The organism is Azonexus sp. MM2026_4 (assembly GCF_055901855.1).
Genome location: NZ_CM148380.1, coordinates 4,144,456 through 4,169,482, shown reverse-complemented (window position 1 = coordinate 4,169,482; position 25,027 = coordinate 4,144,456). Strand labels below are relative to the sequence as shown.

Here is a 25,027-nt window from a genome sequence, read left to right as displayed (position 1 = left end):
TGAAAATTTCCGGGTCTCCCCGTCTCCCTGTTTGAGCTCAACAACCCGGCACGCGAGGTACCCGTAAGACGGTTTGAATCCAAACAACGATTTTTTACGCCATTTGGATTTTTCCGTCAACAATTTTCCATGCGGCGGCGCAACAATCGGGCAGGCAGGAAAATTGCATGGAACGTCGTCGAAGATGTCGTGATCTCGCGTTCCGGGATATTGCAGATTGGAATGGACTGTATAGAATCGAGCGCATGGCCACCAAAATTCAGGAAGGCAGTCAGCTTGCGGCCCTGCGCAGCGAGCTGCAACCGCCACGGATGTACAAGGTTGTGTTGTTGAACGACGACTACACGCCGATGGAGTTCGTCATCGACGTTCTGCAACGTTTTTTTTCGTTGGATACTGAACAAGCGACGCGGATCATGCTCAAAGTACACAACGAAGGTCGCGGTAACTGCGGGGTTTTCCCGCGCGATATCGCGGCCACCAAGGTTGATCAGGTGAGCAAGTACGCCCGCCAGCATCAACACCCGCTCGCCTGTATCATGGAGGAAAACTGATGATTGCCCAGGAACTCGAAGTCAGCCTGCACATGGCCTTTGTCGAGGCGCGCCAGAAGCGCCACGAGTTCATCACCGTCGAACACCTCCTGCTCGCCCTGATCGACAATCCATCGGCCGCCGAAGCCCTGCGCTCATGCGGCGCAAAGCCCGATGCGCTGCGCAAGGATCTGACCAACTTCATCAACGAGCACACCCCGGTGGTCGGTGGCGAGGACGATATCGATACCCAGCCGACGCTCGGCTTCCAGCGTGTCATCCAGCGCGCCATCCTGCATGTGCAATCTTCCGGCAAGAAGGAAGTGAATGGCGCCAACGTGCTGGTGGCGATCTACGGCGAGAAGGATTCGCACGCGGTGTATTTCCTGCAGAAGCAGGGTGTCACCCGGCTCGACGTGGTCAACTACATTTCCCACGGTATCAGCAAGGTGCCACAGCAGAAGGCCGCGCCGGAAGGCGAACCCGAGTCCGAAGGCGAAAAGCCCGACGCCGGCCCGCTCGAGCAATACACGATCAACCTCAACGCACTGGCGCTGCAGGGCAAGATCGACCCGCTGATCGGCCGCGACAAGGAACTGGAACGCGTCGTCCAGACGCTGTGCCGCCGGCGCAAGAACAACCCGCTGCTGGTCGGCGAAGCCGGCGTCGGCAAGACGGCGATCGCCGAAGGTCTGGCGCGCAAGGTGGTCGAGGGCGAAGTGCCGGAGATCCTTGCGCACGCCAATGTTTACGCGCTGGACATGGGCGCGCTGCTGGCCGGGACCAAGTACCGGGGCGATTTCGAGCAGCGCCTGAAGGCGGTGCTGAAGTCGCTGCAGGACAACCCGAACGCGATCCTGTTCATCGACGAGATCCACACCCTGATCGGTGCTGGTTCGGCCTCGGGCGGCACGCTCGACGCCTCCAACCTGCTCAAGCCGGCGCTCTCGTCCGGCCAGTTGAAGTGCATCGGCGCCACCACCTACACCGAGTTCCGCGGCATCTTCGAGAAGGACAGCGCCCTGTCGCGCCGCTTCCAGAAGATCGACGTCAATGAACCCTCGGTGGCCGAGACGATCGACATCCTCAAGGGGCTGAAGGCGCGCTTCGAGGCACACCACGGCATCAAGTATTCGGCTACTGCGCTGACTTCGGCGGTCGAGCTGTCGGCCCGCTACATCACCGACCGTCACCTGCCGGACAAGGCGATCGACGTCATCGACGAGGCCGGCGCGGCGCAACGCATCCTGCCCAAGTCGAAGCAGAAGAAGACGATCGGCAAGACCGACATCGAGGAAATCGTCGCCAAGATCGCCCGCATCCCGTCGCAACACGTCTCGATGGACGACCGTAGCGCGCTGAAGAACCTCGACCGCGACCTGAAGAACGTCGTCTTCGGCCAGGACAAGGCAATCGACGCGCTGGCGCAGGCGATCAAGATGACCCGTTCCGGCCTCGGCAATCCGGGCAAGCCGATCGGCTCCTTCCTCTTCTCTGGCCCGACCGGCGTCGGCAAGACGGAAGTCGCCCGCCAGCTCGCCTACTGCCTGGGCATCGAACTGGTCCGCTTCGACATGTCGGAATACATGGAGCGTCACGCCGTCTCGCGGCTGATCGGCGCCCCGCCGGGCTACGTCGGTTTCGACCAGGGCGGCCTGCTGACCGAGGCGGTGACCAAGAAGCCGTACTGCGTGCTGCTGCTCGACGAAATCGAGAAGGCGCATCCGGACATCTTCAACATCCTGCTGCAGGTCATGGACCACGGTACGCTGACCGACAACAACGGCCGCAAGGCGGATTTCCGCAACGTCGTCATCATCATGACGACCAATGCCGGCGCCGCCGATCTGCAGAAAGCGTCGATGGGCTTCACCGCTACCAAGGAAGCGGGCGACGAGATGGTCGAGATCAAGCGCCTGTTCACGCCGGAGTTCCGCAACCGGCTGGACGCGACGATTTCCTTCCGGGCCCTCGACCGCGCGATCATCCTGCGTGTCGTCGACAAGTTCCTGATGCAACTGGAAGAGCAGTTGCACGAGAAGAAGGTCGAGGCCCACTTCAGCGACGCGGTCAAGGAAATGCTCGCCGACAAGGGTTTCGATCCGCTGATGGGCGCCCGCCCGATGTCCCGCCTGATCCAGGACACGATCCGTTCGGCCCTCGCCGACGAGTTGTTGTTCGGCCGCCTGGCCAACGGCGGCAAGGTCAATGTGGATCTCGATGCGGAGGGCAAGATCAGGCTCGATTTCGAGGAAGAGAAAGCCGAAGCCGTCGCCTGACGATTGCGCCAGACCCCGAAAGCCGTGCAAGATTGCACGGCTTTTTCATTTCGGAGACCACAACATGAGCTTCAAGACCCCCGACCTCTGCGACCAGTACGAGGCCGAACTGGGCCGCACGGTGCGCGTCGTTGCCCCGATGTTCCAGCGTTACGGCGCGCGCACGGCATTTTGCGGCGAGATCGTCACGCTGAAGATTTTCGAGGACAACACCCTGGTCCGCGAAATCTTCAACGAGCCGGGCTCGGGCAAGGTGCTGGTCATCGACGGCGGCGGCTCGCTGCGCTGCGCAGTGGTCGGCGACCAGCTGGCGATCCTCGCCCAGAAAAACGGCTGGGAAGGCGTTGTCGTCTATGGCTGCATCCGCGACTCCGGCGACATCAACGGCATCGACATCGGCGTCCGCGCCCTCAACACCCACCCACAGAAGACGGTCAAGAAAGGGGTCGGCGATCGCAACCTGGCCGTCACCTTCGGCGGCGTCACCTTCCATCCGGGCGAATGGCTGTACGCCGACGAGGACGGCGTCCTGGTCGCCGCCCGGCCGCTGCTCTGAACCTTCGCGCCCGCCTCGCCGCCGGCCTGCTCGCGCTGGCCGCGCTGCCGGCCGCCGCCGAGTTCGAGGAAAGCCTGAGCTTCAAGACCTACCACAGCGCGCACCGGCCGGGCATGACCCTGCTCGCCGCCGTCAACGCGGCGACGCCGATCCGTCAGGATGGCGCGGTCTTTCACGGCTACACGGCATGGCGGGCGAGTTGGCAGTTCCGCTGGTGGGAAGAAGCTGACGGGCGCTGCCGCATCACCGACAACCGGACCCGGCTTGCGGCGGAAATCACGCTGCCGCGGCTGACCACCGCCGACCCGGCGATCCGGCAACGCTTCGACCGCTACCTGGCGGCGCTGAAAAGCCACGAAATGGAACACGTCCGCATCGCCCGCTACTACGCGCAACGGATCGACCGCGGCATCCTTGGCCTGCCGATGATGCGCTCCTGCCGGCAACTGGAGCAAGCCGCCAACGATCTCGCCCAGCGCCTGCTGCAGGAGGCGACAAAGGCCGAGCGCGAGATGGACCGCCTCACCCGGCACGGCGCCAGCCAGGGCGCCAGCCTGCTCGACGACTGAGGGCGGAACGTCTCCGCCGACCGAAATCAGGTCTCGAGCAGCACCGCGCTGTCGCAGCCGACCCGCACCCCGCCCCAGTGGCGGCCGCCGACCTGGATCGGCAGGTTGATCTCGGAGAGGATTTCCCCGGTATCGCGGGCATAGGTCTGGACCAGCAGCGGCAAGGTGTTCTTCGCCCCGCGCTGGCCGGTCACGTCGTCCCAGATGCGGCGGGTGCGGTTGCCGACCAGATCGTTCTGGTAATTGCCGGTCAGCGGCCGCGAATACTTGCGGTTGTGGATCGCCCCGTAACCGCGGGCATCGACGATCAACGCATAGACCCCGCCGCGCAGGCTGTCCAAGGCCTCTTCGAGCAGCGACTGCATCTGTTGCTCGAAAGCGCCGCAATAACTCACCAGAAACTTCTGCGGGTTGGTATCCGGCTGCGGCCGGTAATCCTGGTCCCAGATATTGACGCCGGACGCCGCCAGCTGACTCAGCCTGTCCTGTACCCGGTCGCGGAACAGGCGTGCCTTGTCCACGTTGAAATCGAAGGCACCGCGACCGATCTTGAAGCGCGACACCAGTTCCTGCACGCTTTCGGTGGCCTTGCTCAGCATCTGCGAGGTCTGCTCGGAATCCCGCATGCTGCCGACCACTTCGACCGACAGCCCATGCACTTCGCGGACCGAGTCATGAACGAGTGCGTTGGTCGCCGACAATTCCTCCATCGCCGCCGCAATCTGCGTCAATTGATCGCCGGTGCGCTCGAAATTGCCGACCATCTGCCGAAAATCGCCGGACGAACGTTCGACCACCTCGCGCGCCTGGCGGATGTCGCCATTGATGACCTCGTTCTCGCGCTGGGTCTCGCGAACCAGGTCGATCATGCCGCCGATGTTGCTGGAAATTTCCTCGGTCGCCTTGTTGACCCGCTCCGCCAGCTTGCGCACCTCGTCGGCCACCACCGCGAAGCCGCGCCCCATCTCGCCGGCCCGCGCCGCCTCGATCGCCGCGTTGAGCGCCAGCAGGTTGGTCTGGTCGGCAATGTCCTTGATCAGCCCGGCAATCTGCCGGATGCTGTCGGAGCGCTCGGCGAGATGGCCGACGGTATTGTTGAAATTGTTGAGCTGATCGCTGACCCCTTGCACCTTGGCAACGATTTCCTGCATTTCGGCCAGCGAATGGCGGGCGGTCGCCAGGTTGCTGTCGGTCGAATGCGAAATCAGATCGGCCGAACTCGATACCTCCTGAATCGCCTGCACCGCCTCGCTGCTCGCGCCGAACACCGAGTTGGCGATCTCCCCCTGCTGGTTGGCGCGCTCGGCGGTAGACGCCACCGAACGTTTGACCACCACCGCCTCGCGGGCGATGTTGACGCTCATCTTGCGCACCTCGCTGATGATTTCCCGCATCTTGTCGGCGAAACGGTTGTAGGCCTCGGCCAGCGTGCGCAACTCGTCGTGCGTGATGGTCGGCAGGTTGCGCGAGAAGTCGCCCTCGCCGCGGGCGATCTCGTCGAAAATCCGGGCGATCATGCGAACCGGGCGCAGGATCAGGTAGCGGATGTAAAGAATCTGCAGCAGGTTCCAGCTCAAGGCGACGACCGTCAGCGTGATCATCAGGATCAGGCCATGATCGAGACTGTCGGCGATGCGCTGCATCGCCGCCGCCGACGCCCCCGACGCCTTCAAGGTCTCGGCAACCGTCCGCTGCTGGTCGAGATAGATCGCCAGATAGACGAGGTCGATGAAAAAGAGCAGCAGGAAACTCATCAGCTTTTTGGTCAGCGAGTTCCAGAAAGTACGCTCGTTCCAGTCGTAAAGGCGTTTGAAAAATTCCATAAGCAACCAGATTTATTAGATTTGTTGAATTCAACGCCTATTTCGCGTTGCAGTCAAGTCACAATGTTGAGCCTGCCACGAGGGCATTTCCCGCCCAATTTGCTGCACCGCATTTCACCGGCACGAACCACGTTTCGCATTGCGAAAAATAGTCGATAAATACATGTTTAACAACGATTATTTATTATCTTATGTCTTATATAAGACCATTGCTGCCATGCACGATTTTCTCTATACTGCTCCCATCGCCTGACAGTTTTCGTCCCGGCGCAACAACCCGACTTCCCAACCCAACTACTGAGGAACAGACAATGAGCACTCGCGAACAGCAAATCGCCGCCCTGGAAAAGGACTGGGCTGAAAACCCCCGTTGGAAGCTCGTCAAGCGCGGTTACTCCGCTGCCGACGTGGTCCGTCTGCGCGGCTCCCTGCAGCCGGAATACACCCTGGCCCAGCGCGGTGCCAAGGTGCTCTGGGACAAGGTCAACGGCGGCGCCAAGAAGGGCTACGTGAATGCTTTCGGCGCCATCACCGCCGGTCAGGCGATGCAGCAGGCCAAGGCCGGCCTGGAAGCCGTCTATCTGTCCGGCTGGCAAGTCGCCGCCGACGGCAACACCTCCGAAACCATGTACCCGGACCAGTCGCTGTACGCCTACGACTCGGTGCCGACGATGGTTCGCCGCATCAACAACACCTTCAAGCGCGCAGACGAAATCCAGTGGTCGCGTGGCGTCAATCCGGGCGACAAGGAATTCATCGACTACTTCCTGCCGATCGTCGCCGACGCTGAAGCCGGTTTCGGCGGCGTCCTCAACGCCTTCGAACTGATGAAGAACATGATCGCCTCCGGTGCCGCCGGCGTGCACTTCGAAGACCAGCTGGCTGCCGCCAAGAAGTGCGGCCACATGGGTGGCAAGGTGCTGGTGCCGACCCGCGAAGCGGTCGAGAAGCTGATCTCCGCGCGTTTCGCCGCCGACGTCATGGGCGTGCCGACGCTGATCCTGGCCCGTACCGATGCCGAAGCCGCCAACCTGATCACCTCGGACTACGACGAGAACGACAAGCCGTTCCTCACCGGCGAGCGTACCCAGGAAGGCTTCTACCGCGTCCGTAACGGCCTCGAGCAATCGATCTCCCGCGGCGTCGCCTACGCGCCGTACGCCGACCTCGTCTGGTGCGAAACCGGCGTGCCCGATATCGGCTTCGCCCGTGAATTCGCGCAAGCCGTTCAGGCCGCCTGCCCGGGCAAGCTGCTGTCGTACAACTGCTCGCCGTCGTTCAACTGGAAGAAGAACCTGAACGACTCGCAGATCGCCGCCTTCCAGGAAGAACTGTCGGCGCTGGGCTACAAGTACCAGTTCATCACCCTGGCCGGTATCCACGTCAATTGGTACAACACCTTCAAGTTCGCCAAGGCCTACGCTGGCGGCGAAGGCATGAAGCACTACGTGGAAATGGTTCAGGAACCGGAATTCGCCGCTCGCGAAGATGGCTACACCTTCGTCTCGCACCAGCAGGAAGTCGGTACCGGTTACTTCGACGAAGTCACCACCGTGATCCAGGGCGGCTCTTCCTCCGTGAAGGCCCTGACCGGCTCGACCGAAGAAGAACAGTTCCACTAAGCAACGCCCGCCGCACCATCCCGCGGCAGCAAAGGCCGGCTCCCACAAGGGGCCGGCCTTTTCATTGGCTGGCGCGCAGGCATATTGTGTATGCTGGATGCAGACCACCAACCCTTCCGGAAGCAAGAAAATGAAACCGCGCCATCTGGCCCTCGCCTTGCCCTTTTCCCTGCTGCTCACTGCGGCTGCGCAAGCGGAAGAAATCGGCTGCGTCACCACCGCCTGGAAGCTGATCGGCGCCAACCACCGGGTCTGCGTCTATGCTTTTGACGACCCGAAGATTGCCGGCGTCACCTGCCATGTCAGCCAGGCCAAGTCGGGCGGCATCAAGGGCAGCCTGGGGCTGGCCGAAGATCCGTCGCAATTCTCCATCGCCTGCCGCCAGATCGGCCCGGTCGCCCTGCCCGCCGGCTTGCCCGAGAGCGAAATCGTCTTCAGCGAGAACACCTCGCTGCTGTTCAAGGAAACCGCAATCCACCGCAGCTACGACGCGAAGCGCAAGGTGCTCGTCTATCTGGCGATCAGCCGGCGCCTGATCGAGGGAGCCCCCGCCAACGCGATATCGACAGTCCCGGTGATGCCCTGGGGCGGTGCAGCGGAACGACATTGACGCGAGCTTGGGATTCCGGCTCGCATCGACTATGCTCCGGGTCGTCCCCTCGTGAAATTGCAGGGCACTGAAGCCAACCCATGAACCGTGTGAGAACTGCCGTATTCGACCATATCGCCGAGGTTCCGGCGGATGCCTGGGATGCCCTCGGCGCCGGCCATTCGCTGGTTTATTCGCGCCGCTTCTGGGAAGCGCTGGAAAACTCGGGAATCAACGACTTCCGCTACCGCTACATCCTCTTCTTCGACACTGCCGACCGGCCGGTCGGCATCGCCGGCTTCTACTCGATCACCACCGACCTGGCGATCTTCGCCCCGCCCGCCCTGCGCAAGCTGCTGACCCAGTTGCGTCGGCTGTTGCCGAATTTCCTCAAGTTCAGCATCCTCGAATGCGGCACGCCGGTCACCCCGGGCAGCGAGCCCTTCGTGCTGGCGCCCGACGCACCGGGCGACGCGCTAGGGGCGGCGTTGGACAAGGTCCTGCAGGAATTCGCCCGGCGCGACGGGCAACTGCTGATCGTCATGCGCGACTTCGAAGGGGCGGCCTGGGCGCACCAGAGCAATCTCGAAGCGCTCGGCTACCACTGGCTGGAGAGCCTGCCCAATACCTACGTCGAGGTCGCCTGGCCGACGCCGGAGGCGTATATCGCCGCCATGCGCAGCCACTACCGGCGCAAACTCCTGCGCTACCTTGCCCAGGGCCGGGAACAGCAATTCCGTTACGAGATTTGCGACGATTTCGCCGACCTCGCCGAGACCCTGCACCGGCAATGGCAGGTCGTCCATGAACAGGCCGACGAATACCAGCGCGAAGTGCTGACCCCGGCGTTCTACCGGGAACTCTCGCAGCGTCTCGACGGCAAGGCGAAGGTGATGCTCTTCTACCGCCAGGAGACGCTGGTCGGCCACATCCTGCTGATGCTCGACGGCGACCTCATGCGTTTCATGTTCTTCGGCCGCCAGCAGGCCGCCAACGACGGCCTGTGGATCTATGGCGGCTACGCGCTGATCGAGACGGCGATCCGGCTGGGCATTCCGCGCATCGAGTTCGGCCTCACCACCTACGACCTGAAGCAGGAACTGGGCGCCACCATCTCGCCGGTGCGCATGGCGCTACGCACCACGCGGCGCATCCTCAACCCCTTCGTCGGCCCGGTCTTCCGCCTGCTCAACCGGCCGCCGAAGGTCGAAATCCGGCACGTCTTCCGCAAACCCTGACGCGGCTCAGCGCCCTTCCGCCAGGCGCCGGGCGATCAACTCGCTGACGTAGGCCGACGAACGGATCGCCGCCCCCGCGTGCATGCCCGGCGGGAAAGCAGCGGCACCAGCGTAATAAACGTCGTCCTCCGGCGCGTGGTTGTCCGGCTGCGGGAAACCGGCCGGAGCGATGACCGGCGTCAGCACCGGGTCCATGCCGTGCATTTCCCGGAACATCGCCGGCGAGACCATCGTGCAGCCCCGCAGATAGCCGCCGATGCCGGGCAGCAGCGTTTCGATCCGTTCCAGGATATAGGCCTGGGCGCTGGCCTGGATCGCCGCCTCCTCGGCCAGTCCGCGCGGCAGATGGCAATAGACGCTCGCCGTATTGACGCCGTCCTGCACGCCGAGATCGCTGCAGAAGAAGTGGAAGCCGAACTCGGCCGGCATCCGTCCGGCGTAGATGTCGCCGAACCACTGGCGGATTCCCGGCGGGTAATACAGGTGCGTGTGAATCCCGGACGGCAGGCGGTAGGCCGGATCGATGTCCAGCCAGAGCATCGACAGCGGCAGCCCGGATTCGAAGCTAGCCGGGAAATGGCCGGGCTTCAGCAAGGTCAACACCAGCAGATCGGCAGCATGACTGCCCTGGCTGGTATGGATCAATTTCTTTCCGGCCGCCGCCTCGACCCCGCTCACCTCGCAACCGAGGACGACCTTGCCGCCGAGCGCCAGCAGGCGTTGGTGCAGGGCGTCGGCCAGCGCCTGCGGACCGCCGACCGGCGTCGTCGGATTGGCGTAGCCGTAATGGAAGCTGAATTCGTCGAGGATCGAATCGACGCGGAAACGGTCCGGCGGCACCCCCATCAGGTAGGCCGGCAGCATCAGGATGTCAGCGAAGCGCCCGCCAACGCCCGCGGCGTCAACCAGTTCGTCGAGGAAACGGACCTTGGCATAGGCGGTGCGCCGCGCCTTGCGCAAAGCGAGGACATAGCGGATGAACGACGGCAGGTGGCGGGCGAAGTTCAGGATCGTCTGCGGACCGGGCGGCATGCTGTAATGCTCGCCGTCAAAATGGATGCGGGCCTTCTTGTGTTCGAAAGGCAGCGTGATGCCGAGCACCTTCAGGTCGCGCCGCAGACCATGGCCGAAATCGTTGCAGCCGACGACGTAACGTCGCCCCTGGAAGACAACGGTGCCACACAAGCCGCCGACCCGTTCGAGACGCTCGAACACGGTCACCGACAAACCGAGTCCGGCCAGACGGATGGCGGTACTCAACCCACCGACACCGGCACCGATGACCGCCACCTCGCAGCGCCTGGCGCCTCCGGAATCCTGTTTCATCATCGTTCTGCCACCTGTTTTCAACCGGACAACGAACATCTTCCGACGCCGGGACGATCCGCGCAAGGCCGGGGGAGCAACGCGTGCCGCCGATTCTTTTTTGCTTCCACCGCACATTTGCGCCGCCGTTTCGCTACGCTTGCCGGACATCGGCAACGCCCACCCGAGGAGATCAACGATGAACCGTCGCCAACTGATCCGCCATCTCGCCACGCTCGCGGTGTTCGAGCGCTTTTCCTTCGCCAGCCGGGCCTGGGCCGCCGGCCAGGCGCTTCCGCCGCCCGGCCTGCACGAATTCAGCGGCGAGGTCACGGTCAACGGCAAGCCGGCCCGCCCGCGCATGGCGCTCGGCAGCGGCGACCGCATCGTCACCGGCAACGATGCCCAGGCGATCTACATCATCGGCAGCGATGCCTACCTGCAGCGGGCGAATTCCACCGTCCAGGTCATCGAGGACAACGCCACCCGGCGCGTCCTGCGCATCCTGCAGGGCAAACTGATGGGCGTTTTCGGCAAAGGCGAAAAGAGCCTGCAGACGCCGACCGCCACCATCGGCATCCGCGGCACCGCCTGCTATATCGAAGCGAGCGCGGCGCAGGTCTATTTCTGCCTGTGCTACGGCGAGGCCGAGATCAGCGCCCCCGGCGAGACGGCGATCCTGGAAACGATCGCCACCACCTACCACGACCACCCGCTCTACCTGAACGCCGACCGGCAGCGGATGATGGTGCCGGCCCGGGTGATCAACCATACCGACGCCGAACTGATCCTCCTCGAAAGCCTGGTCGGCCGCATTCCGCCCTTCGTCGGCATGGGCTATCACCGTTACTGAGCGCGCCCCCTTACCAGCGCCGGGCCCCGGTCGTACAATGGAGACGGACACAACGACACAAACAAGGAGAGCAACATGTTTCCCGAATACCGTGACCTGATCACCCAACTGAAGACCACGGACCGTCACTTCCTCAACCTCTTCGATCAGCACAACGAACTGGATCAGAAGATCAAGAACATGGAAAGCCACATCGAACCGGCCAGCCCGGTCGAAATCGAGACGCTGAAGAAGCAAAAACTCGCCCTCAAGGACGAGCTCTACGGCGTACTGCGCAAGGCCAACGCCGCCTGATTTGCCGATGCGGACCAGCAATCGTCAAGCCGGGGTCGTCAATGGGCGACCCCGGTTTTTTTCCAACCCGGCACCGCGCGCTCGCCGTCGGAGCGTGACGTCGTGAAATCGCTGCGCACCCGCATCAGCGAGAACATCCTCGCCCCCTCGCAACTGAGCAGCAAGCAGTTGCTCGACATGCTGACCCCGGCCGGCCGCAGCAACGAACTGCGCCGCCATGCGGCATCGGTGATCGTCGCCCGCGTGCAGTTGATCGCCGGCTTGTTCGCCATCCTGGTCCCGTTCTTCGCGATCATCGACCTCGTCGTCTTCGACCTCGAGACCGCCGGCAAACTGATCGGCCTGCGCCTGGTGTCCACCGCCATCTTCGGCGCCCTCGCCTGGCCGCGCGAAGCCTCGCTGACCCGCCCCTACACCCAGGCGCTGGCGGCCCTGCTCGTCCTGCTGCTGGTGCCATCGCTGTTTCACCTGCTGTCGGCGGAAATGCTCGCCCAGGCCAGCCAGACCAATGCCCAGAAACTGGTCGCCCAACTCTACGCCTACCTGCCGACCATCGTCCTCGGCGGCCTCGCCATTTTCCCGCTGACCGCGCTCGAAGCCCTGCTCTTCGCGTTGCCGGTGATCGGCATGGGGCTGGCCGGCCTGATCCTCGGCGGTACCGCGCCCGACCTGGCGCACTACGGCGGCACCCTGTGGTTCATGCTGATGATGCTGGGCGTCGCCATGTTCTCCGGCATGAGCCAGTGTCACTACATGGCGACGCTCGTCGTGCGCGCCATGCACGACCCGCTGACCGGCGCCTACACCCGGCGTTCCGGCGAAGACGCGTTGAAGCTGCTGTTCCGCCTCAACCACATGGCCGGCAAACCGCTCACCCTGGCCTTCATCGACCTCGACCGCTTCAAGGAGGTCAACGACCTGTTCGGCCACGAAGCCGGCGACCAATGCCTGCGCACACTCGCCGACAACCTGCGCAGCAGTCTGCGCCGCAGCGACCTGCTGATCCGCTGGGGCGGCGAGGAATTCGTCGCCGTCCTGCCCGACACGCCGCTCGACAAGGTACCGATGCTGCTGTTGCGGATGCGCCAGCAAGGCCTGGGGCAACGCCCGGACGGCCGGCAGATGACCGCTTCTTTCGGCATCGCCTGCAGCAACGAAGACGGAATCGCCGCCTGCGAAACCCTGATCTGGCGCGCCGACCGCCGCATGTACGAAGCCAAGCGCCAGGGCCGCGATGCCGTCGTCTGGCCGGACGGCAGTTGTCAGTCGCTCAAGCCGACGGACGCGACCACATCCACAGCAGGATGAGGGCGCCGCAACTGCCCGGCAGGTAGCGCCAGTCGCCGGGCAATCCGAACCAGCCGACGACGGCACTGAGCGCGAGAAGCAGCGTCGCCAGCCGCTTGGCCAGCAGCGGAATCGCCCCCCGCTCGCGCCAGGCGCGGATCGCCGGACCGACCCGCGGATCGGCCAGCAGCCGCGCCTCCCATTCAGGATGCGAGCGCGCGAAGAAGAAGGCGGCGAGGATCAGGAAAGGCGTCGTCGGCAGTAGCGGCAGGACGACGCCGACCATCCCGAGCAGCACCGACAGCACGCCGAGCGCGCGATAGACCGGCTTCCGCATCGTCAGCGCAATTCCCAGTAGCTCGGCCGGCTGTAGTTTTCCTTGAGCAGGTCGATGAACAGCCGGACCCGCAACGGCAGGTGGCGGCGCTGCGGAAACACCGCGTAAATGCCCATCGGCGGCGCCTGCCAGGCGTCGAGCACCGAGGTCAGGCGGCCTTCCTTGAGGTCGCCGCCGACCTCCCACAGCGAGCGCCAGGCCAGGCCGCGCCCGGCCAGTGCCCATTCGTGCAGCACGGCGCCGTCGTTGCACTCGAAATCGCCGGTTACCTTCAGCGTATCGATGCTGCCGCTCTGCGGATCGCGGAACACCCAGCCGCGCTGCTGGCCGAGCGACAGGCAGTTGTGGCCGGCGAGATCGTCCGGCGAACGCGGCACGCCGTGCTCGACCAGGTAGGCCGGGCTGGCCACCACCATGCGGCGCATCTCGCCCAGACGGACGCTGACCAGGCTGGAATCAGTCAGTTCGCCGATGCGGATGGCGCAGTCGATGTTCTCGTTGATCAGGTCGACCAGGCGGTCGGAGAGGTTGAGATTGACGCGTACCTCCGGGTTGGCGCGCATGAAGTCGCCGACCAGCGGCGCCACATGCTGGCGACCGAAACCGGCCGGCGCCGAAACCTTCAGGTAACCGCTCGCCTGGACGCCGCCCAGCGACACCGCCGCCTCGGCGTTGGCGAGATCGGTCAGCACCTTCTGGCAATCTTCCAGGAAAGCCTGGCCCTCGAAGGTCAGCGTCAGCTTGCGCGTGGTGCGGATCAGCAGCTTGACGCCGAGCCGGCTTTCCAGCGCATCGAGCCGGCGGCCTATGATGGCCGGCGTCACCCCTTCGGCGCGGGCGGCGGCGGACAGGCTGCCGCGCGTCGCGACGTTTACAAATGCCGAAATCTGCTTGAAAGTATCCATTTGATTATTTACTTTTGGTAAAAGAATAACCGCTTCTTTTGCCGCTTATCTTATCTTATTGGTAGCAATAAACTCCATGTCCATGATCACGCCGCCAACCTCCGCCTCGCCCAAAGCCATCGCCTTCGACGCCTATGCGACCTTGTTCGACGTCTATTGCATGGAAGCGCTGGCCGAAGAGTATTTCCCTTGCCAAGGCAAGGCGCTGACCCTGTTGTGGCGGGCCAAACAGGTCGAATACACGCGCATCCGGACGATGAGCGGCCAGTTCAAGACCTTCTGGGAAGTCACCCGCGACGCGCTGATCTTCGCCGCCCGCGCGCTGGAACTGCCAATGAACGACAGCCAGCGCCAGCACCTGATGAACCAGTACGCCTGCCTGCGCCCCTTCCCGGAAAACCTGGCGACGCTGGAAGCGCTGAAGGCGATGGGTTTCCCGCTCGCCATCCTGTCCAACGGCACGCATTCGATGCTCGACATCGCCGTCAAGTACAACGACATGAACCACCTGTTCGCGCACATCCTTTCCGCCGACAGCGTGCATAAATTCAAGACCGCCCCCGAGGTTTACCAGCTCGCCGTCGACGCCTTCCAGTTGCCGAAAGAGGAAATCCTCTTCGTCTCGGCCAATGCCTGGGATGCCTGCGCCGCCACCTGGTTCGGCTTCACCACCTTCTGGGTCAATCGTACCAACCAGCCGGCCGACGTCCTCGACGTCACGCCGCACGGCAGCGGCCGCGAACTGAGCGACGTCCTCGCCTGGGTCGGCGGCCTGCGCAGCTGAATTTCCTTCTCAACTTCATCCATCCTTCAGGAGACATCATGGCCATCACCCTCCCCGCCGGCGTGCAAATCACCGCCCCGATCCAGCCCGAATGGGAATTCATCCTCAGCACCGAGGCGCTAGAATTCGTCGCCAAGCTGCACCGCGCCTTCGAAGCCCGCCGCCAGGAACTGCTCAAGGCCCGTATCGACCGCCAGGCCCGCATCGACGCCGGCGAAATGCCGGACTTCCTGCCGGAAACCGCGCACATCCGCAACGGCGACTGGAAGGTCGCGCCGGTGCCAGCCGCCCTGCAATGCCGTCGCGTCGAAATCACTGGCCCGGTCGAAGCCAAGATGATCATCAACGCCTTCAACTCGGGCGCTGACTCCTACATGACCGACTTCGAGGATTCCAACAGCCCGAACTGGGAAAACCAGATCCAGGGCCAGGTGAACCTGTACAAGGCGATCCGCCGCGAGCTCTCCTTCAAGAACGAGAACGGCAAGGAATACAAGCTCAACGACAAGATCGCCACCCTGCAGATCCGTCCGCGCGGCTGGCATCTCGACGAGAAGCACGTGCTGGTTGACGGCCAGCGCGTCTCCGGCGGCCTGTTCGACTTCGGCCTGGTCTTCTTCCACAACGCCAAGGAACAGATCGCCCGCGGCGCCGGCCCGTTCTATTACCTGCCGAAGATGGAAAGCCACCTCGAAGCCCGTCTGTGGAACGACGCCTTCGTCATGGCCCAGGAGCACGTCGGCCTGCCGCAAGGCACGATCAAGGCCACCGTGCTGGTCGAAACCATCCTCGCCACCTTCGAGATGGAAGAAATCCTCTACGAGCTGCGCAACCACTCCGCCGGCCTCAACGCCGGCCGCTGGGACTACATCTTCTCCTGCATCAAGAAGTTCAAGAAGAACAAGGACTTCTGCCTCGCCCAGCGCGGCGCCATCACCATGGAAGTGCCCTTCATGCGCGGCTACGCCCTGGCCCTCGTCCAGGCCTGCCACAAGCGCGGCGCCCCGGCGATGGGCGGCATGTCGGCGCTGATCCCGATCAAGAACGACCCGGTCGCCAACGAAAAGGCGCTGGCCGGCATCCGCCACGACAAGACCCGCGACGCCAACGACGGCTTCGACGGCGGCTGGGTGGCCCACCCGGGCCTGGTGCCGATCGCCATGGAAGAGTTCGTCAAGGTCCTGGGCGACCGCCCGAACCAGTTCGAAAAGCAAGTCGAAGGCTCCTTCGGCCCGGCCCAGTGGCTGGATTTCCGTCCGGAAGCCCCGATCACCGAAGCCGGCCTGCGCAACAACATCAACGTCGGCATCCACTATCTGGGTAGCTGGCTGGCCGGCAACGGCTGCGTGCCCATCCACAACCTGATGGAAGACGCCGCCACCGCCGAAATCTCCCGCTCGCAAGTCTGGCAGTGGGTGGTGTCGCCGAAGGGCATCCTCGACGACGGCCGCAAAATTTCCGTGGAACTTGTTCGCCCGATGATTGTCGAAGAACTCGCCAAGGTAAAAGCCACCGTCACCGCCCAGGGCGAAGACACGGCCACCTACGACCAAGCCGCCGAAATCTTCGACAAGATGTCGCTGACCCCGGAATACCCGGAGTTCCTGACCTTGCCGCTGTACGAGGCGATGGCTTAAGCAGTACCCGGAAAAAAGGCGCCCAGACGCCCGACTCCGACAGAGAATGAAGAAGCGCCGGGGCAACCCGGCGCTTTTTTGTTGCGTGAACACTTCATCCGGGTTCGCAGTTTGCGAACTGCGAATCGCCGGGCGGCCAAGCCGCCGCGTTCAACTCCCCCTGGACGCGTCAGCAGCGAGAAATTCCCCGATATCCCGGCTGGCGACGGTGACGCTGACGGTGCGCAGGATGTCGACGAAGTTGGGGTCGATGACGCGGTAGAAGACCTGGTTGCCGTCGCGGCGGCGACCAAGGACGCCGGCCCGGTAGAGGATGTTGAGGTGGCGCGAGATGTTGGCCTGGGTGAGGCCGATGCGGTCGACCACGTCGTTGACCGGGCGTTCGTCCTGGCACAGGGTAAACAGAATGCGCAGGCGCGTGGGGTCGGCGAGCAGGCTGAAATAGCGCGCCACGTCCTCGAATAATTGTGTCGTTTCGTCCATGTCCTGTGCGATCGGTAGCGACACCACGGCGCCGGAAATGGCGACGCGACAGGCCAGGGAGCAGCCGGCTGGATGACCGTTGCGCGCGGTGTCTGGGCCGCCATTATAGAGGCGGCGCTGGCCGGGCAGCCGCCCGGCCAGTCGGCGATCACGGACAGGTCTTGCGCGTCGGCCGGTTTTTCCGGGTCACCGGCCGGTTCTGCGCCAGCGAGAAATAGGGATCGCAGGCGGCGGGCGGCTTGGCGGTCTGGACGATCAGGGTATTGGCGAGAGGCGTTTCCCGGCCCTCGGCATCGACCCCGAACAAGCGATAGGTGTAGGCAGTGTCCGCCTGGAGGCCGTTATCGACCCAGGACGGGAGCGCCTCGGCGGCGATCTCGGCGATCGCCCCGCCGTCGCGCTGCAAGCGGTAGGCGGTGGCGCCGGGCACGGCGTGCCAGGTGAGGACGATCTGGTTGTCGGCGCGGTCGGCAACGCGCAGCTCGGGCGCTCCGCCTGCCAGCGCCGGCGTGGCGGCGCCGCTGCCACTGGCCAGGCGCTCGGCCATGCTCCAGACGCTGGCGATCTGGTCGCCGCCGACGGTGGCGTAATGCCCGGTCATGTCCCAGCCGAAGTCGTTGTAGCCCCACCAGTCCCAGCAGCCTTGCGGGTTGAGCGGGGTCAGTGGCGGGGCGACGGCGGCCGCCGCCTGCGGGTAGAGGACGACGATCCGGTTGGCGTCGGCCCATTCGTTGAAGCCGGCCTTGTTCACGAAGGCCTCGCCGATCACTTCGGCCTGCTGCCGGCAGCCGTGGAAGGCGATGTGCAGCCGGCAGACCTGGCCGTCGGCGCAATCCTTCGGCACGTAGACGTAACCCTGCTCGGCCATCGCAATCTTGAGCGGGGCGATGGCGGCCCCGCCGCGCCGGGTGTGGATGCGCTGATCGAAGGTTTGCGGCCTGGCGCCGAGGGCCGTGCTGGCGGTCCGCGCCAGCGGCCCGTAGAACATCTGCAGCGCGCCGCCGGCGGCATCGTAGGGGGCGGCTGCAGCGATGGTCTGGCAGGCGTTGATGAAATCGCCGCCGGTCCTGGCGCAGGGCTGACAGGCGGTGCCGGCGCAGGCGGCGCTGATCTGGGCGTGGCCGGCGTTGAAGCTGTCCTGGGTGAAGCGTTGGCTGAGCGGCGCGAAGCCGGCGAACCATTGTTCGAGCGCGGCGTTGACCGGCTGCTTGACGACGCCGTCGTTGCTGCCGTGGAACAGCCAGAGGCGTTGCCGCGCCAGGTTGGCGAGCGGATCGATCAGCCCCTTGGCCGCCCAGGCGCGGGCGGCGGCGGTCATCTGATCGAGGTCGGCCTGGGTGATCGGCCGCGCCGGATAGGCGGGATCGCCCTGCATGCAGCGGGCGATCGCCTTGCCGACGCCGGCGCCGGCCCAGGCGTCCTTGCCGGCGCAGAAATACGGGCCGCCGGCAGTGGCGGCGATGCCGCGCACCGAGGCCGAATGGGCGACGCCGAACTGGACGGCCATGAAGGCGCCGGACGAGATGCCGGAAACCGTGGTCTGCGTCAGGTCGATGTTGAGGGCGGGGAGCAGGCCGGCACTGTCGGCCTGCGCGGGGCCGAGCATGCCGAAGGCGGCGGCGAGCAGGCCGAGGCGCCTGGCGAAGGGCATTGCATTCATCTCGATGTCTTCCGGAAACGGTTGAAATTGACATCATCATAAACGCCTCCGGTAGCCTGGCGCAAAACGATGATCGTTGCGCCCGGGCGGCTTGATCCTGATCAACAAAGCCGGCGATTTTCCGGGAGCGCGCCCCCTAACACCTTCGTAATAGAAGGCGGCTCGGACATAATGTCGCACTTCCGAATCCGTGTTGCGGGATCGTCATCGTGAATCTCAACACCAAGGTCACGCTGTTTTTTTCGGCGATTGCCGTTTCGCTGCTCGCCGTGCTGGTGGCGATCAGCCTCTATGCCTTCCGCAGTTTCTCGATTGCCTCGGCGACCGACCACATCCGCTCGGCCGGCGAACTGGTGCGGGTGGCGCTGACCGAGTCGATGATCAACGGCGTCATCGACCGTCGCGAAAGCTTCCTCAAGCGCATTCTCGAAGTGCAGGGCCTGCGCTCGGCGCGCGTCGTCCGCTCGCCCGAGGTCGAACGCCAGTTCGGCCGCGGCCTCAATCTGGAAAGCCAGGCGGACGCCACCGAACGCCAGGTGATGGCGAGCGGCAAGCCCTCCTTCGGCGTCGTCGAAGAGGACGGCGAAACCGTCTTCCGCGGCACTATTCCCTACATCGCCACCGCCCACGGCACGCCGAACTGCCTGCAATGCCACCAGGTCAGCGAAGGCAGCGTGCTCGGCACGGTGACGATGACGATGTCGATCGACGGCCTGCGCGACAAGGCGGTGCTGACGGTGGGCGGCATCACCGGCGCGGTGACGCTGTTTGCCGTGCTGCTGGTGCTGCTCGCCCGGCGCATGCTGCGGCCGATCTCGGACACCGCGACGGCGGTCGAAGCGGCAGTGCAGAAGGCGCTCGACGGCGACTTCAAGACGCAGATCGAGCAGCGCACCAAGGACGAAATCGGCCAGATCGCGCGCGACATGAACCGCCTGCTGGCCTTCCTCGACAGCGGCCTCAACCGCATCGGCACCAGCGTCGCCCGCCTCACCGAACGGCCGGCGACGCCGGGCGAGAACCTGCTGACGGCGACCATCGACATGGTCGAAGGACTGTCGAAGGCGGCGCATTTCAAGCAGGCGATCGAAGAGGACGAGACCAAGTCGGAAATCTACACGCGCCTCTCCAGCACCTTGCAGAAGGAGTTCGGCCGCCAGGAGTTCTCGCTCTACGAAATCCTCAACCACAAGAAGCAGATGAAGAGCCTGATCGTCGACGGCCGCCCGGCCGACGGCTGCCGCTGGTGCGACCCGGAAATCCTGGTCCGCCCGGAAGCCTGCCGGGTACGCCGCACCGGCCACCCGGTCGACGGCATCGACAACCCGGAAATCTGCTACGCCTTCCAGCCGCCGCCCGAAGTCGGGCCGCGCCGCCACGTCTGCTTCCCGATCATCCAGTCGGGCGCCGTCGGCAGCATCGTCCAGATCATCTGCACGCCGGACGAGGAGAAGAAACTGCACGAGTGCGCCCCGCTGCTCCAGGTCTACCTGCGGGAAACCGCGCCGGTGCTGGAAACCAAGCGACTGATGGAGAACCTGCGCGATTCGACGCTGCGCGATCCGATGACCGGCCTCAACAACCGCCGCTTCCTCGAGGAATACGTCAACACGCTGATCGCCGGCGTGCAGCGCAAGCGGGCGCACGCGGCGATCATGATGCTCGACCTCGACTTCTTCAAGATGGTCAACGACACCTACGGCCACGACGCCGGCGACACCGTGATCAAGGCGCTGGCCGGCGTGCTCAAGCAGGCGGTACGCGCCTCCGACCTGGTGATCCGCTACGGCGGCGAGGAGTTCCTGATCATCCTGCTCGACAGCAATGCCGAACACGCCTGCCTGATCGGCGAAAAGATCCGCGGCGAGGTCGAGGCGATGAAGGTGCAGGTCGGCGGCGCGGTGATCCAGAAGACGATTTCCATCGGCATCTCCGATTTCCCCGGCGACAGCGCCACCTTCTGGCAGGCAGTCAAGTTCGCCGACCTGGCGCTCTACCAGGCCAAGGAGACCGGACGCAACCGGGTGATCCGGTTCACGCCGGAGATGTGGACGACCGACGAGGATTACTGACCTGCATTGCTGACAACTGGTAAAAGATCATTCGCCAATTCGGCTGATTAACAAAACATTCGAGCACAAATACACTGGCGGCCTTGCTTCAAGGAGTTCCGCCATGCTCGCCGCCTTTTCCCTCCTCCTCGTCTGCCAGTTGATCGGCGAAGTCTTCGTCCGCTGGCTCGCCCTGCCGCTGCCCGGCCCGGTCGCCGGCATGCTGCTGCTGTTCGTGGTGCTGGTGCTGCGCGACGGCCCCGACGAGGAAATGCGCCACACCAGCCAGAGCCTGCTGCAGCATCTGTCGCTGCTGTTCGTGCCGGCCGGCACCGGCATCGTCCTGCATTTCTCGCGCATCGGCGAGCAATGGCCGGCGCTCGTCGCCTCGCTGCTGCTCAGCACGCTGGCGGCGCTGCTGGTGACGGCGGGGACGATGCGCCTGTGCCAGCGGCTGAGCGAAGGGGAAGAAAAATGAGCGGCCCGATCGGCGAAATCTGGGTTTATCTCGCGGCGTCGCCGCTGCTCGGCCTGACCGTGACCCTCCTTGCCTACCAACTGGCGCACGCGCTGTACCGCAAGAGCGGCCAACACCCGCTGGCCAACCCGGTGCTGATCGCGGTGGCCATCCTCGGCACGCTGCTCGGACTGACCGGCACCGCCTACGAGACCTACTTCGCCGGCGCCCAGTTCGTGCACTTCCTGCTCGGCCCGGCGACGGTGGCGCTGGCAGTGCCGCTCTACCTGCAATTCCGCCGCGTGCGCAAGCTGCTGCTGCCGATCTCGGCCGGGCTGCTGGCGGGCAGCGCGACCGCCGTCGTCTCGGCGATCGCCATCGCCCGCCTGCTCGGCGCCGACAGCGCGACGCAGGCGTCGCTGGCGCCGAAATCGGTGACGACGCCGATCGCCATGGGGATCGCCGAAAAGATCGGCGGCCTGCCCTCGCTGACCGCGGTGCTGGTGATCTGTACCGGCGTCTTCGGCGCCATCGTCGGCGAACGGCTATTTTCGGCGATCCGCGTGCACGATCCGGCGATCCGCGGCTTCGCCATGGGCGTCGCCGCGCACGGCATCGGCACCGCCCGCGCCTTCCAGATCAACGAGCAGTCGGGCGCCTTCGCGGCGCTGGCGATGGGCCTCAACGGCCTGCTCACGGCGGCGCTGCTGCCGCTGCTCGCCGACTTCCTGCTCAAGTAAGGGTAAGTACCAATGGCCGATCCCGGCGGGCCGCCCAAGAATCCCGTCATGTTCCCCAAGCCGCCCGCCCCCTCGCCGCGCCAGCCCTGGCTGTTGAACGCGCCCTACCTGGCGATCGGCATCTTTGCCCTGGCCATGCTGGTGATCACCGGCCTTTTGCAGTGGCGCGAGCGCGATACCGCGAAATCGGCGCTGGAGGGCGACATGCACTGGGCGGAGCGGACGCTCGAGAACCGCCTCTTCAGCCACCTCGAGTTCCTCGGCCAGCTCGGCCGCGACCAGGAGTTCATGCAGCTCGACTACGAGGCCTTCCAGGTCCGCGCCGGCCGCTACGTGCGGGAGAACCCGGAAATCCTCGCCATCGTCTGGGTCGACACCGACGGCTACGTGGAATGGGTGGCACCCAACGAATCGACCACCACCTACGTCGGCGAACGCCTGCAGGGCAGCCGCCTGGCCTCCTTGCAGGAAGCTTTCCGCATCCGCCGCGAGATGATTTCCGACGACTATCCGGACATCGACCGCCGGCCGCAGCACGACATCATCGTCCCGGTGCAGCGCAGCAGCGCCGACCTCGGCGCCTTCATCGCCCTGCAGTCGCTGGAAAGCCTGCTGCGCGCCTCGCTGCCGACCGCCTTCACCGCCCGCTACAGCCTCAGCGTGCTCGACGCTCAGGAGCGCGAGGTGTTCCGCAACACCTCGGTCAAACCGAGCGACCGCGAGATTTCCGGCCACATCGTCCTCAACCTGCCGAACAACAAGCTCGGCCTGGAAATCGTCGCCTACCGCGGCGGCGGCGTCTGGCTGACCTTCCTGCCCGCGCTGCTGATCATCGTGCTGACCGCGATCACCTCGGTCGCCATGCTGCAGTTGCGCCGCCACGCCCAGCACCGAGCGCAGACCGAGGAGCAGTTGCGCGCCGCCTACGCCTTCCGCCTGGCGATGTCGCAATCGCTGATCACCGGCCTGCGGGCGATCGACCTGGAAGGCCGCATCACCTTCGTCAACGCCGCCTTCTGCCGGATGACCGGCTTCGAGGAAAGCGAGCTGGTCGGCCTCAAGCCGCCCTACCCCTACTGGCCGCCGGAGGAATTTGCCGCCCTGCAGAACACCATCGACCTGGCGCTCGCCGGCAAGGCGCCGCCCGGCGGCTTCGAGATGCGGATCATGCGCAAGAACGGCGAGCGTTTCTACGTCCGCCTCTACTTCTCGCCGCTGATCGACACCCAGGGCCGGCAGATCGGCTGGATGGCATCGATGAACGACATCACCGAGCCGCGTCGCGCCCGCCTCGAACTGGAGCGCGCCCACGAACGCTTCGAGACGGTGATCGACGGCCTCGATTCGGCGGTGCACGTCGCCGCCAGCGACAGCGGCGAGATTCTCTTCGCCAACCGCGCCTTCCAGAACATCTTCGGTTTCGACGCCGTCGGCCGCGATAGCGCCGTGGTCACCGAACCCTGCCGCCCCGACCCCGGCGAACTGAGCCGCGACCCGCGCAGCCTGAAGCCCGACGACCTGCCCTGCGAACTGTTCGACGGCGAGGTCCGCCACCGCCTGTCCGGCCACTGGTATCACCTGCACGAGCGGGCCATCCGCTGGGTCGACGGGCGCACGGTGATCGTCCAGATTGCCGCCGACATCACCGACCGCAAGCGCATCGACGAGGTCCAGCAGCAGCAGCAGAAGCGCCTCGACCAGACCTCGCGCCTGATCACCATGGGCGAAATGGCGTCGTCGCTGGCGCACGAACTGAACCAGCCGCTGTCGGCGATCGCCAATTACTGCGCCGGCTGCGTCAAGCGCATGCAGGCCGGCAACTACCGCAACGAAGACCTGCTGGCGGCGATGCAGAAGGCCTCCGACCAGGCCGAGCGCGCCGGCAAGATCATTCGCCGCATGCGCGACATGGTCAAGAAGGGCGAGCCGCACCGGCAGGCGATCGGCCTGCCCGAACTGATCGACGAAACGCGCGCCTTCGCCGACATCGAGGCGCAGCGCTCGAGCACGCTGCTGCTGATCGACCTGCCGGACAACCTGCCGCGCGTCGTCGTCGACCGCATCATGATCGAGCAGGTGCTGCTCAACCTGATCAAGAACGGCATCGAGGCGATGGGCGAACTGCCGGCGGAACAGCGCCAGTTGCGGATATCCGCCCGCAGCCGCGACGTGCGCACCGTCGAGGTGATCGTCGCCGACCGTGGCCACGGCCTGGCCGACGAGGATATCGAGCGCATCTTCACCCCCTTCTTCACGACCAAGCCGGACGGCATGGGCATCGGTCTGCCGATCTGCCGTTCCATCGTAGAATTCCACCAGGGCCGGCTGTGGGTGGAAAGGCGCCGCGAAGGCGGCACCGCTTTCCACTTCACGCTGCCGCAGGAGGCGACCGATGACCCCGACCAATGAAGCAAAGCAAGTGATCTACGTCGTCGACGACGACGAAGCGATGCGCGACTCGATGCACTGGCTGCTCGAGGGCGAAGGCTATGCCGTCGCCTGCTTCGAGTCCGGCGAGCATTTCCTCGCCGCCTGGCACGAAGGCCTGCGCGGCTGCCTGGTGCTCGACGTCCGGATGCCGGAAATGAGCGGTCTCGAACTGCACGAACTGCTCAGCCAGCGCGGCTCGCCGCTGCCGGTGATCTTCGTCACCGGGCACGGCGACGTGCCGATGGCGGTCGCCGCGCTGCAACGCGGCGCCTGCGACTTCATCGAAAAGCCCTTCCACAACGAAGACCTGCTGTCGCGCATCCGCCGCGCCCTCGCCGTCGACTGCCAGAACGCCCAGCGGCGCAGCCAGAGCAGCGCCGTCAGCCGGCGCCTCGAACAACTGACGCAGCGCGAGCGCGAGGTGATGGATCTGGTCGTCGCCGGCAAACTGAACAAGCAGATTGCCGACGAACTCAACATCAGCATGAAGACGGTCGAAGCCCACCGCGCCCGGGTGATGGACAAGATGGGCGCCCGCACGCTGGCCGAACTGGTGCGCGCGGTGCTGCAGACCGAGGGCGAAAACGGCGCCTGA

General features: G+C 64.9%; 23 protein-coding genes. 17 read left to right on the top strand and 6 right to left on the bottom strand.

The genetic code is table 11. The annotated features are described in order from the left end of the window. The first annotated feature begins 245 nt into the window (after positions 1-245). From clpS to AC0KWY_RS19710, 4 genes are all read left to right on the top strand, one after another. Positions 246-554: an ATP-dependent Clp protease adapter ClpS gene (clpS, locus tag AC0KWY_RS19725; RefSeq protein ID WP_474029759.1), complete on the top strand. Its 309-nt coding sequence runs from the start codon at positions 246-248 to the stop codon at positions 552-554. Further along, positions 554-2,812, top strand: coding sequence for an ATP-dependent Clp protease ATP-binding subunit ClpA (gene clpA / locus AC0KWY_RS19720; protein ID WP_474027192.1), 2,259 nt, complete (start codon positions 554-556; stop codon positions 2,810-2,812). The genes clpS and clpA overlap by 1 nt, the downstream gene beginning before the upstream one ends. A 64-nt stretch (positions 2,813-2,876) precedes the next feature. Beyond that, the gene (gene rraA / locus AC0KWY_RS19715; RefSeq protein ID WP_474027191.1) at positions 2,877-3,368 is read left to right on the top strand and encodes a ribonuclease E activity regulator RraA; all 492 of its coding nucleotides are present in this window, start codon (positions 2,877-2,879) and stop codon (positions 3,366-3,368) included. After that, complete coding sequence (locus tag AC0KWY_RS19710; protein WP_474027190.1) at positions 3,314-3,937, top strand: DUF922 domain-containing protein; 624 nt, start codon at positions 3,314-3,316, stop codon at positions 3,935-3,937. The genes rraA and AC0KWY_RS19710 overlap by 55 nt, the downstream gene beginning before the upstream one ends. Before the next feature lie 26 nt (positions 3,938-3,963). Here the strand turns inward: AC0KWY_RS19710 and AC0KWY_RS19705 are convergent, their stop codons facing one another. Continuing rightward, on the bottom strand, positions 3,964-5,760 hold the full coding sequence (locus AC0KWY_RS19705) for a methyl-accepting chemotaxis protein (RefSeq protein ID WP_474027189.1): 1,797 nt from the start codon (positions 5,758-5,760) through the stop codon (positions 3,964-3,966). Between the two features lie 311 nt (positions 5,761-6,071). Here AC0KWY_RS19705 and aceA point away from each other — a divergent pair, with 311 nt between their 5' ends. The 3 genes from aceA to AC0KWY_RS19690 all read left to right on the top strand — a co-directional run bounded on the left by aceA (position 6,072) and on the right by AC0KWY_RS19690 (position 9,209). Next, positions 6,072-7,382 (top strand): isocitrate lyase, encoded by a 1,311-nt coding sequence (gene aceA / locus AC0KWY_RS19700; protein ID WP_474027188.1) that lies wholly within the window; start codon positions 6,072-6,074, stop codon positions 7,380-7,382. Between the two features lie 130 nt (positions 7,383-7,512). Continuing rightward, the gene (locus AC0KWY_RS19695; RefSeq protein ID WP_474027187.1) at positions 7,513-7,992 is read left to right on the top strand and encodes a CreA family protein; all 480 of its coding nucleotides are present in this window, start codon (positions 7,513-7,515) and stop codon (positions 7,990-7,992) included. 80 nt (positions 7,993-8,072) lie between these two features. Continuing rightward, positions 8,073-9,209, top strand: coding sequence for a GNAT family N-acetyltransferase (locus AC0KWY_RS19690; protein WP_474027186.1), 1,137 nt, complete (start codon positions 8,073-8,075; stop codon positions 9,207-9,209). 6 nt (positions 9,210-9,215) lie between these two features. Here the strand turns inward: AC0KWY_RS19690 and AC0KWY_RS19685 are convergent, their stop codons facing one another. Beyond that, positions 9,216-10,535, bottom strand: a complete 1,320-nt coding sequence (locus AC0KWY_RS19685) for a phytoene desaturase family protein (RefSeq protein ID WP_474027185.1) — start codon at positions 10,533-10,535, stop codon at positions 9,216-9,218. 178 nt (positions 10,536-10,713) lie between these two features. Here AC0KWY_RS19685 and AC0KWY_RS19680 point away from each other — a divergent pair, with 178 nt between their 5' ends. The 3 genes from AC0KWY_RS19680 (at position 10,714) to AC0KWY_RS19670 (ending at position 12,969) form a co-directional block, all read left to right on the top strand. Beyond that, entirely contained in the window at positions 10,714-11,367 is a 654-nt protein-coding gene (locus AC0KWY_RS19680; RefSeq protein WP_474027184.1) for a FecR family protein, read from the top strand. Positions 11,368-11,442: 75 nt separating this feature from the next. Continuing rightward, the gene (locus AC0KWY_RS19675) at positions 11,443-11,661 is read left to right on the top strand and encodes a YdcH family protein (protein WP_474027183.1); all 219 of its coding nucleotides are present in this window, start codon (positions 11,443-11,445) and stop codon (positions 11,659-11,661) included. 102 nt (positions 11,662-11,763) lie between these two features. Continuing rightward, positions 11,764-12,969 carry a GGDEF domain-containing protein gene (locus AC0KWY_RS19670; RefSeq protein ID WP_474027182.1) on the top strand — a complete coding sequence of 402 codons (1,206 nt, stop codon included), beginning with the start codon at positions 11,764-11,766 and terminating at the stop codon, positions 12,967-12,969. On the opposite strand, the gene AC0KWY_RS19665 is transcribed toward AC0KWY_RS19670, so the two are convergent. Next, the gene (locus AC0KWY_RS19665) at positions 12,932-13,285 is read right to left on the bottom strand and encodes a YbaN family protein (RefSeq protein ID WP_474027181.1); all 354 of its coding nucleotides are present in this window, start codon (positions 13,283-13,285) and stop codon (positions 12,932-12,934) included. The two genes, AC0KWY_RS19670 and AC0KWY_RS19665, sit on opposite strands and share 38 nt — an antisense overlap. Positions 13,286-13,287: 2 nt before the next feature. Further along, positions 13,288-14,190 carry a LysR family transcriptional regulator gene (locus AC0KWY_RS19660; protein ID WP_474027180.1) on the bottom strand — a complete coding sequence of 301 codons (903 nt, stop codon included), beginning with the start codon at positions 14,188-14,190 and terminating at the stop codon, positions 13,288-13,290. 76 nt (positions 14,191-14,266) lie between these two features. On the opposite strand from AC0KWY_RS19660, the gene AC0KWY_RS19655 reads away from it, so the two are divergent. Together AC0KWY_RS19655 and aceB are read left to right on the top strand one after the other, a co-directional pair. Continuing rightward, positions 14,267-14,974, top strand: a complete 708-nt coding sequence (locus AC0KWY_RS19655) for a haloacid dehalogenase type II (protein WP_474027179.1) — start codon at positions 14,267-14,269, stop codon at positions 14,972-14,974. A 38-nt stretch (positions 14,975-15,012) separates the two neighbouring features. Beyond that, positions 15,013-16,611: a malate synthase A gene (gene aceB / locus AC0KWY_RS19650; RefSeq protein ID WP_474027178.1), complete on the top strand. Its 1,599-nt coding sequence runs from the start codon at positions 15,013-15,015 to the stop codon at positions 16,609-16,611. Positions 16,612-16,761: 150 nt separating this feature from the next. Here the strand turns inward: aceB and AC0KWY_RS19645 are convergent, their stop codons facing one another. Continuing rightward, positions 16,762-17,118 (bottom strand): ArsR/SmtB family transcription factor, encoded by a 357-nt coding sequence (locus AC0KWY_RS19645; protein WP_474027177.1) that lies wholly within the window; start codon positions 17,116-17,118, stop codon positions 16,762-16,764. A gap of 124 nt (positions 17,119-17,242) precedes the next feature. After that, on the bottom strand, positions 17,243-18,754 hold the full coding sequence (locus AC0KWY_RS19640) for an extracellular catalytic domain type 2 short-chain-length polyhydroxyalkanoate depolymerase (RefSeq protein WP_474027176.1): 1,512 nt from the start codon (positions 18,752-18,754) through the stop codon (positions 17,243-17,245). Between the two features lie 209 nt (positions 18,755-18,963). Here AC0KWY_RS19640 and AC0KWY_RS19635 point away from each other — a divergent pair, with 209 nt between their 5' ends. The 5 genes from AC0KWY_RS19635 (at position 18,964) to AC0KWY_RS19615 (ending at position 25,027) form a co-directional block, all read left to right on the top strand. Next, positions 18,964-20,826, top strand: coding sequence for a GGDEF domain-containing protein (locus AC0KWY_RS19635; RefSeq protein ID WP_474027175.1), 1,863 nt, complete (start codon positions 18,964-18,966; stop codon positions 20,824-20,826). 103 nt (positions 20,827-20,929) lie between these two features. Then, positions 20,930-21,283, top strand: coding sequence for a CidA/LrgA family protein (locus tag AC0KWY_RS19630; protein ID WP_474027174.1), 354 nt, complete (start codon positions 20,930-20,932; stop codon positions 21,281-21,283). Next, the gene (locus AC0KWY_RS19625) at positions 21,280-22,002 is read left to right on the top strand and encodes an LrgB family protein (protein WP_474027173.1); all 723 of its coding nucleotides are present in this window, start codon (positions 21,280-21,282) and stop codon (positions 22,000-22,002) included. The genes AC0KWY_RS19630 and AC0KWY_RS19625 overlap by 4 nt, the downstream gene beginning before the upstream one ends. A 48-nt stretch (positions 22,003-22,050) precedes the next feature. Continuing rightward, positions 22,051-24,411 carry a PAS domain-containing sensor histidine kinase gene (locus AC0KWY_RS19620; RefSeq protein ID WP_474027172.1) on the top strand — a complete coding sequence of 787 codons (2,361 nt, stop codon included), beginning with the start codon at positions 22,051-22,053 and terminating at the stop codon, positions 24,409-24,411. Continuing rightward, positions 24,395-25,027: a response regulator transcription factor gene (locus AC0KWY_RS19615; RefSeq protein ID WP_474027171.1), complete on the top strand. Its 633-nt coding sequence runs from the start codon at positions 24,395-24,397 to the stop codon at positions 25,025-25,027. The genes AC0KWY_RS19620 and AC0KWY_RS19615 overlap by 17 nt, the downstream gene beginning before the upstream one ends.

Coding starts and splice junctions, on each gene's coding strand:
- clpS (WP_474029759.1), top strand. CDS start 246: ATGGCCACCAAAATTCAGGAAGGCAGTCAGCTTGCGGCCCTGCGCAGC.
- clpA (WP_474027192.1), top strand. CDS start 554: ATGATTGCCCAGGAACTCGAAGTCAGCCTGCACATGGCCTTTGTCGAG.
- rraA (WP_474027191.1), top strand. CDS start 2,877: ATGAGCTTCAAGACCCCCGACCTCTGCGACCAGTACGAGGCCGAACTG.
- AC0KWY_RS19710 (WP_474027190.1), top strand. CDS start 3,314: ATGGCTGTACGCCGACGAGGACGGCGTCCTGGTCGCCGCCCGGCCGCT.
- AC0KWY_RS19705 (WP_474027189.1), bottom strand. CDS start 5,760: ATGGAATTTTTCAAACGCCTTTACGACTGGAACGAGCGTACTTTCTGG.
- aceA (WP_474027188.1), top strand. CDS start 6,072: ATGAGCACTCGCGAACAGCAAATCGCCGCCCTGGAAAAGGACTGGGCT.
- AC0KWY_RS19695 (WP_474027187.1), top strand. CDS start 7,513: ATGAAACCGCGCCATCTGGCCCTCGCCTTGCCCTTTTCCCTGCTGCTC.
- AC0KWY_RS19690 (WP_474027186.1), top strand. CDS start 8,073: ATGAACCGTGTGAGAACTGCCGTATTCGACCATATCGCCGAGGTTCCG.
- AC0KWY_RS19685 (WP_474027185.1), bottom strand. CDS start 10,535: ATGAAACAGGATTCCGGAGGCGCCAGGCGCTGCGAGGTGGCGGTCATC.
- AC0KWY_RS19680 (WP_474027184.1), top strand. CDS start 10,714: ATGAACCGTCGCCAACTGATCCGCCATCTCGCCACGCTCGCGGTGTTC.
- AC0KWY_RS19675 (WP_474027183.1), top strand. CDS start 11,443: ATGTTTCCCGAATACCGTGACCTGATCACCCAACTGAAGACCACGGAC.
- AC0KWY_RS19665 (WP_474027181.1), bottom strand. CDS start 13,285: ATGCGGAAGCCGGTCTATCGCGCGCTCGGCGTGCTGTCGGTGCTGCTC.
- AC0KWY_RS19660 (WP_474027180.1), bottom strand. CDS start 14,190: ATGGATACTTTCAAGCAGATTTCGGCATTTGTAAACGTCGCGACGCGC.
- AC0KWY_RS19655 (WP_474027179.1), top strand. CDS start 14,267: ATGTCCATGATCACGCCGCCAACCTCCGCCTCGCCCAAAGCCATCGCC.
- aceB (WP_474027178.1), top strand. CDS start 15,013: ATGGCCATCACCCTCCCCGCCGGCGTGCAAATCACCGCCCCGATCCAG.
- AC0KWY_RS19640 (WP_474027176.1), bottom strand. CDS start 18,754: ATGAATGCAATGCCCTTCGCCAGGCGCCTCGGCCTGCTCGCCGCCGCC.
- AC0KWY_RS19630 (WP_474027174.1), top strand. CDS start 20,930: ATGCTCGCCGCCTTTTCCCTCCTCCTCGTCTGCCAGTTGATCGGCGAA.
- AC0KWY_RS19625 (WP_474027173.1), top strand. CDS start 21,280: ATGAGCGGCCCGATCGGCGAAATCTGGGTTTATCTCGCGGCGTCGCCG.
- AC0KWY_RS19620 (WP_474027172.1), top strand. CDS start 22,051: ATGTTCCCCAAGCCGCCCGCCCCCTCGCCGCGCCAGCCCTGGCTGTTG.
- AC0KWY_RS19615 (WP_474027171.1), top strand. CDS start 24,395: ATGACCCCGACCAATGAAGCAAAGCAAGTGATCTACGTCGTCGACGAC.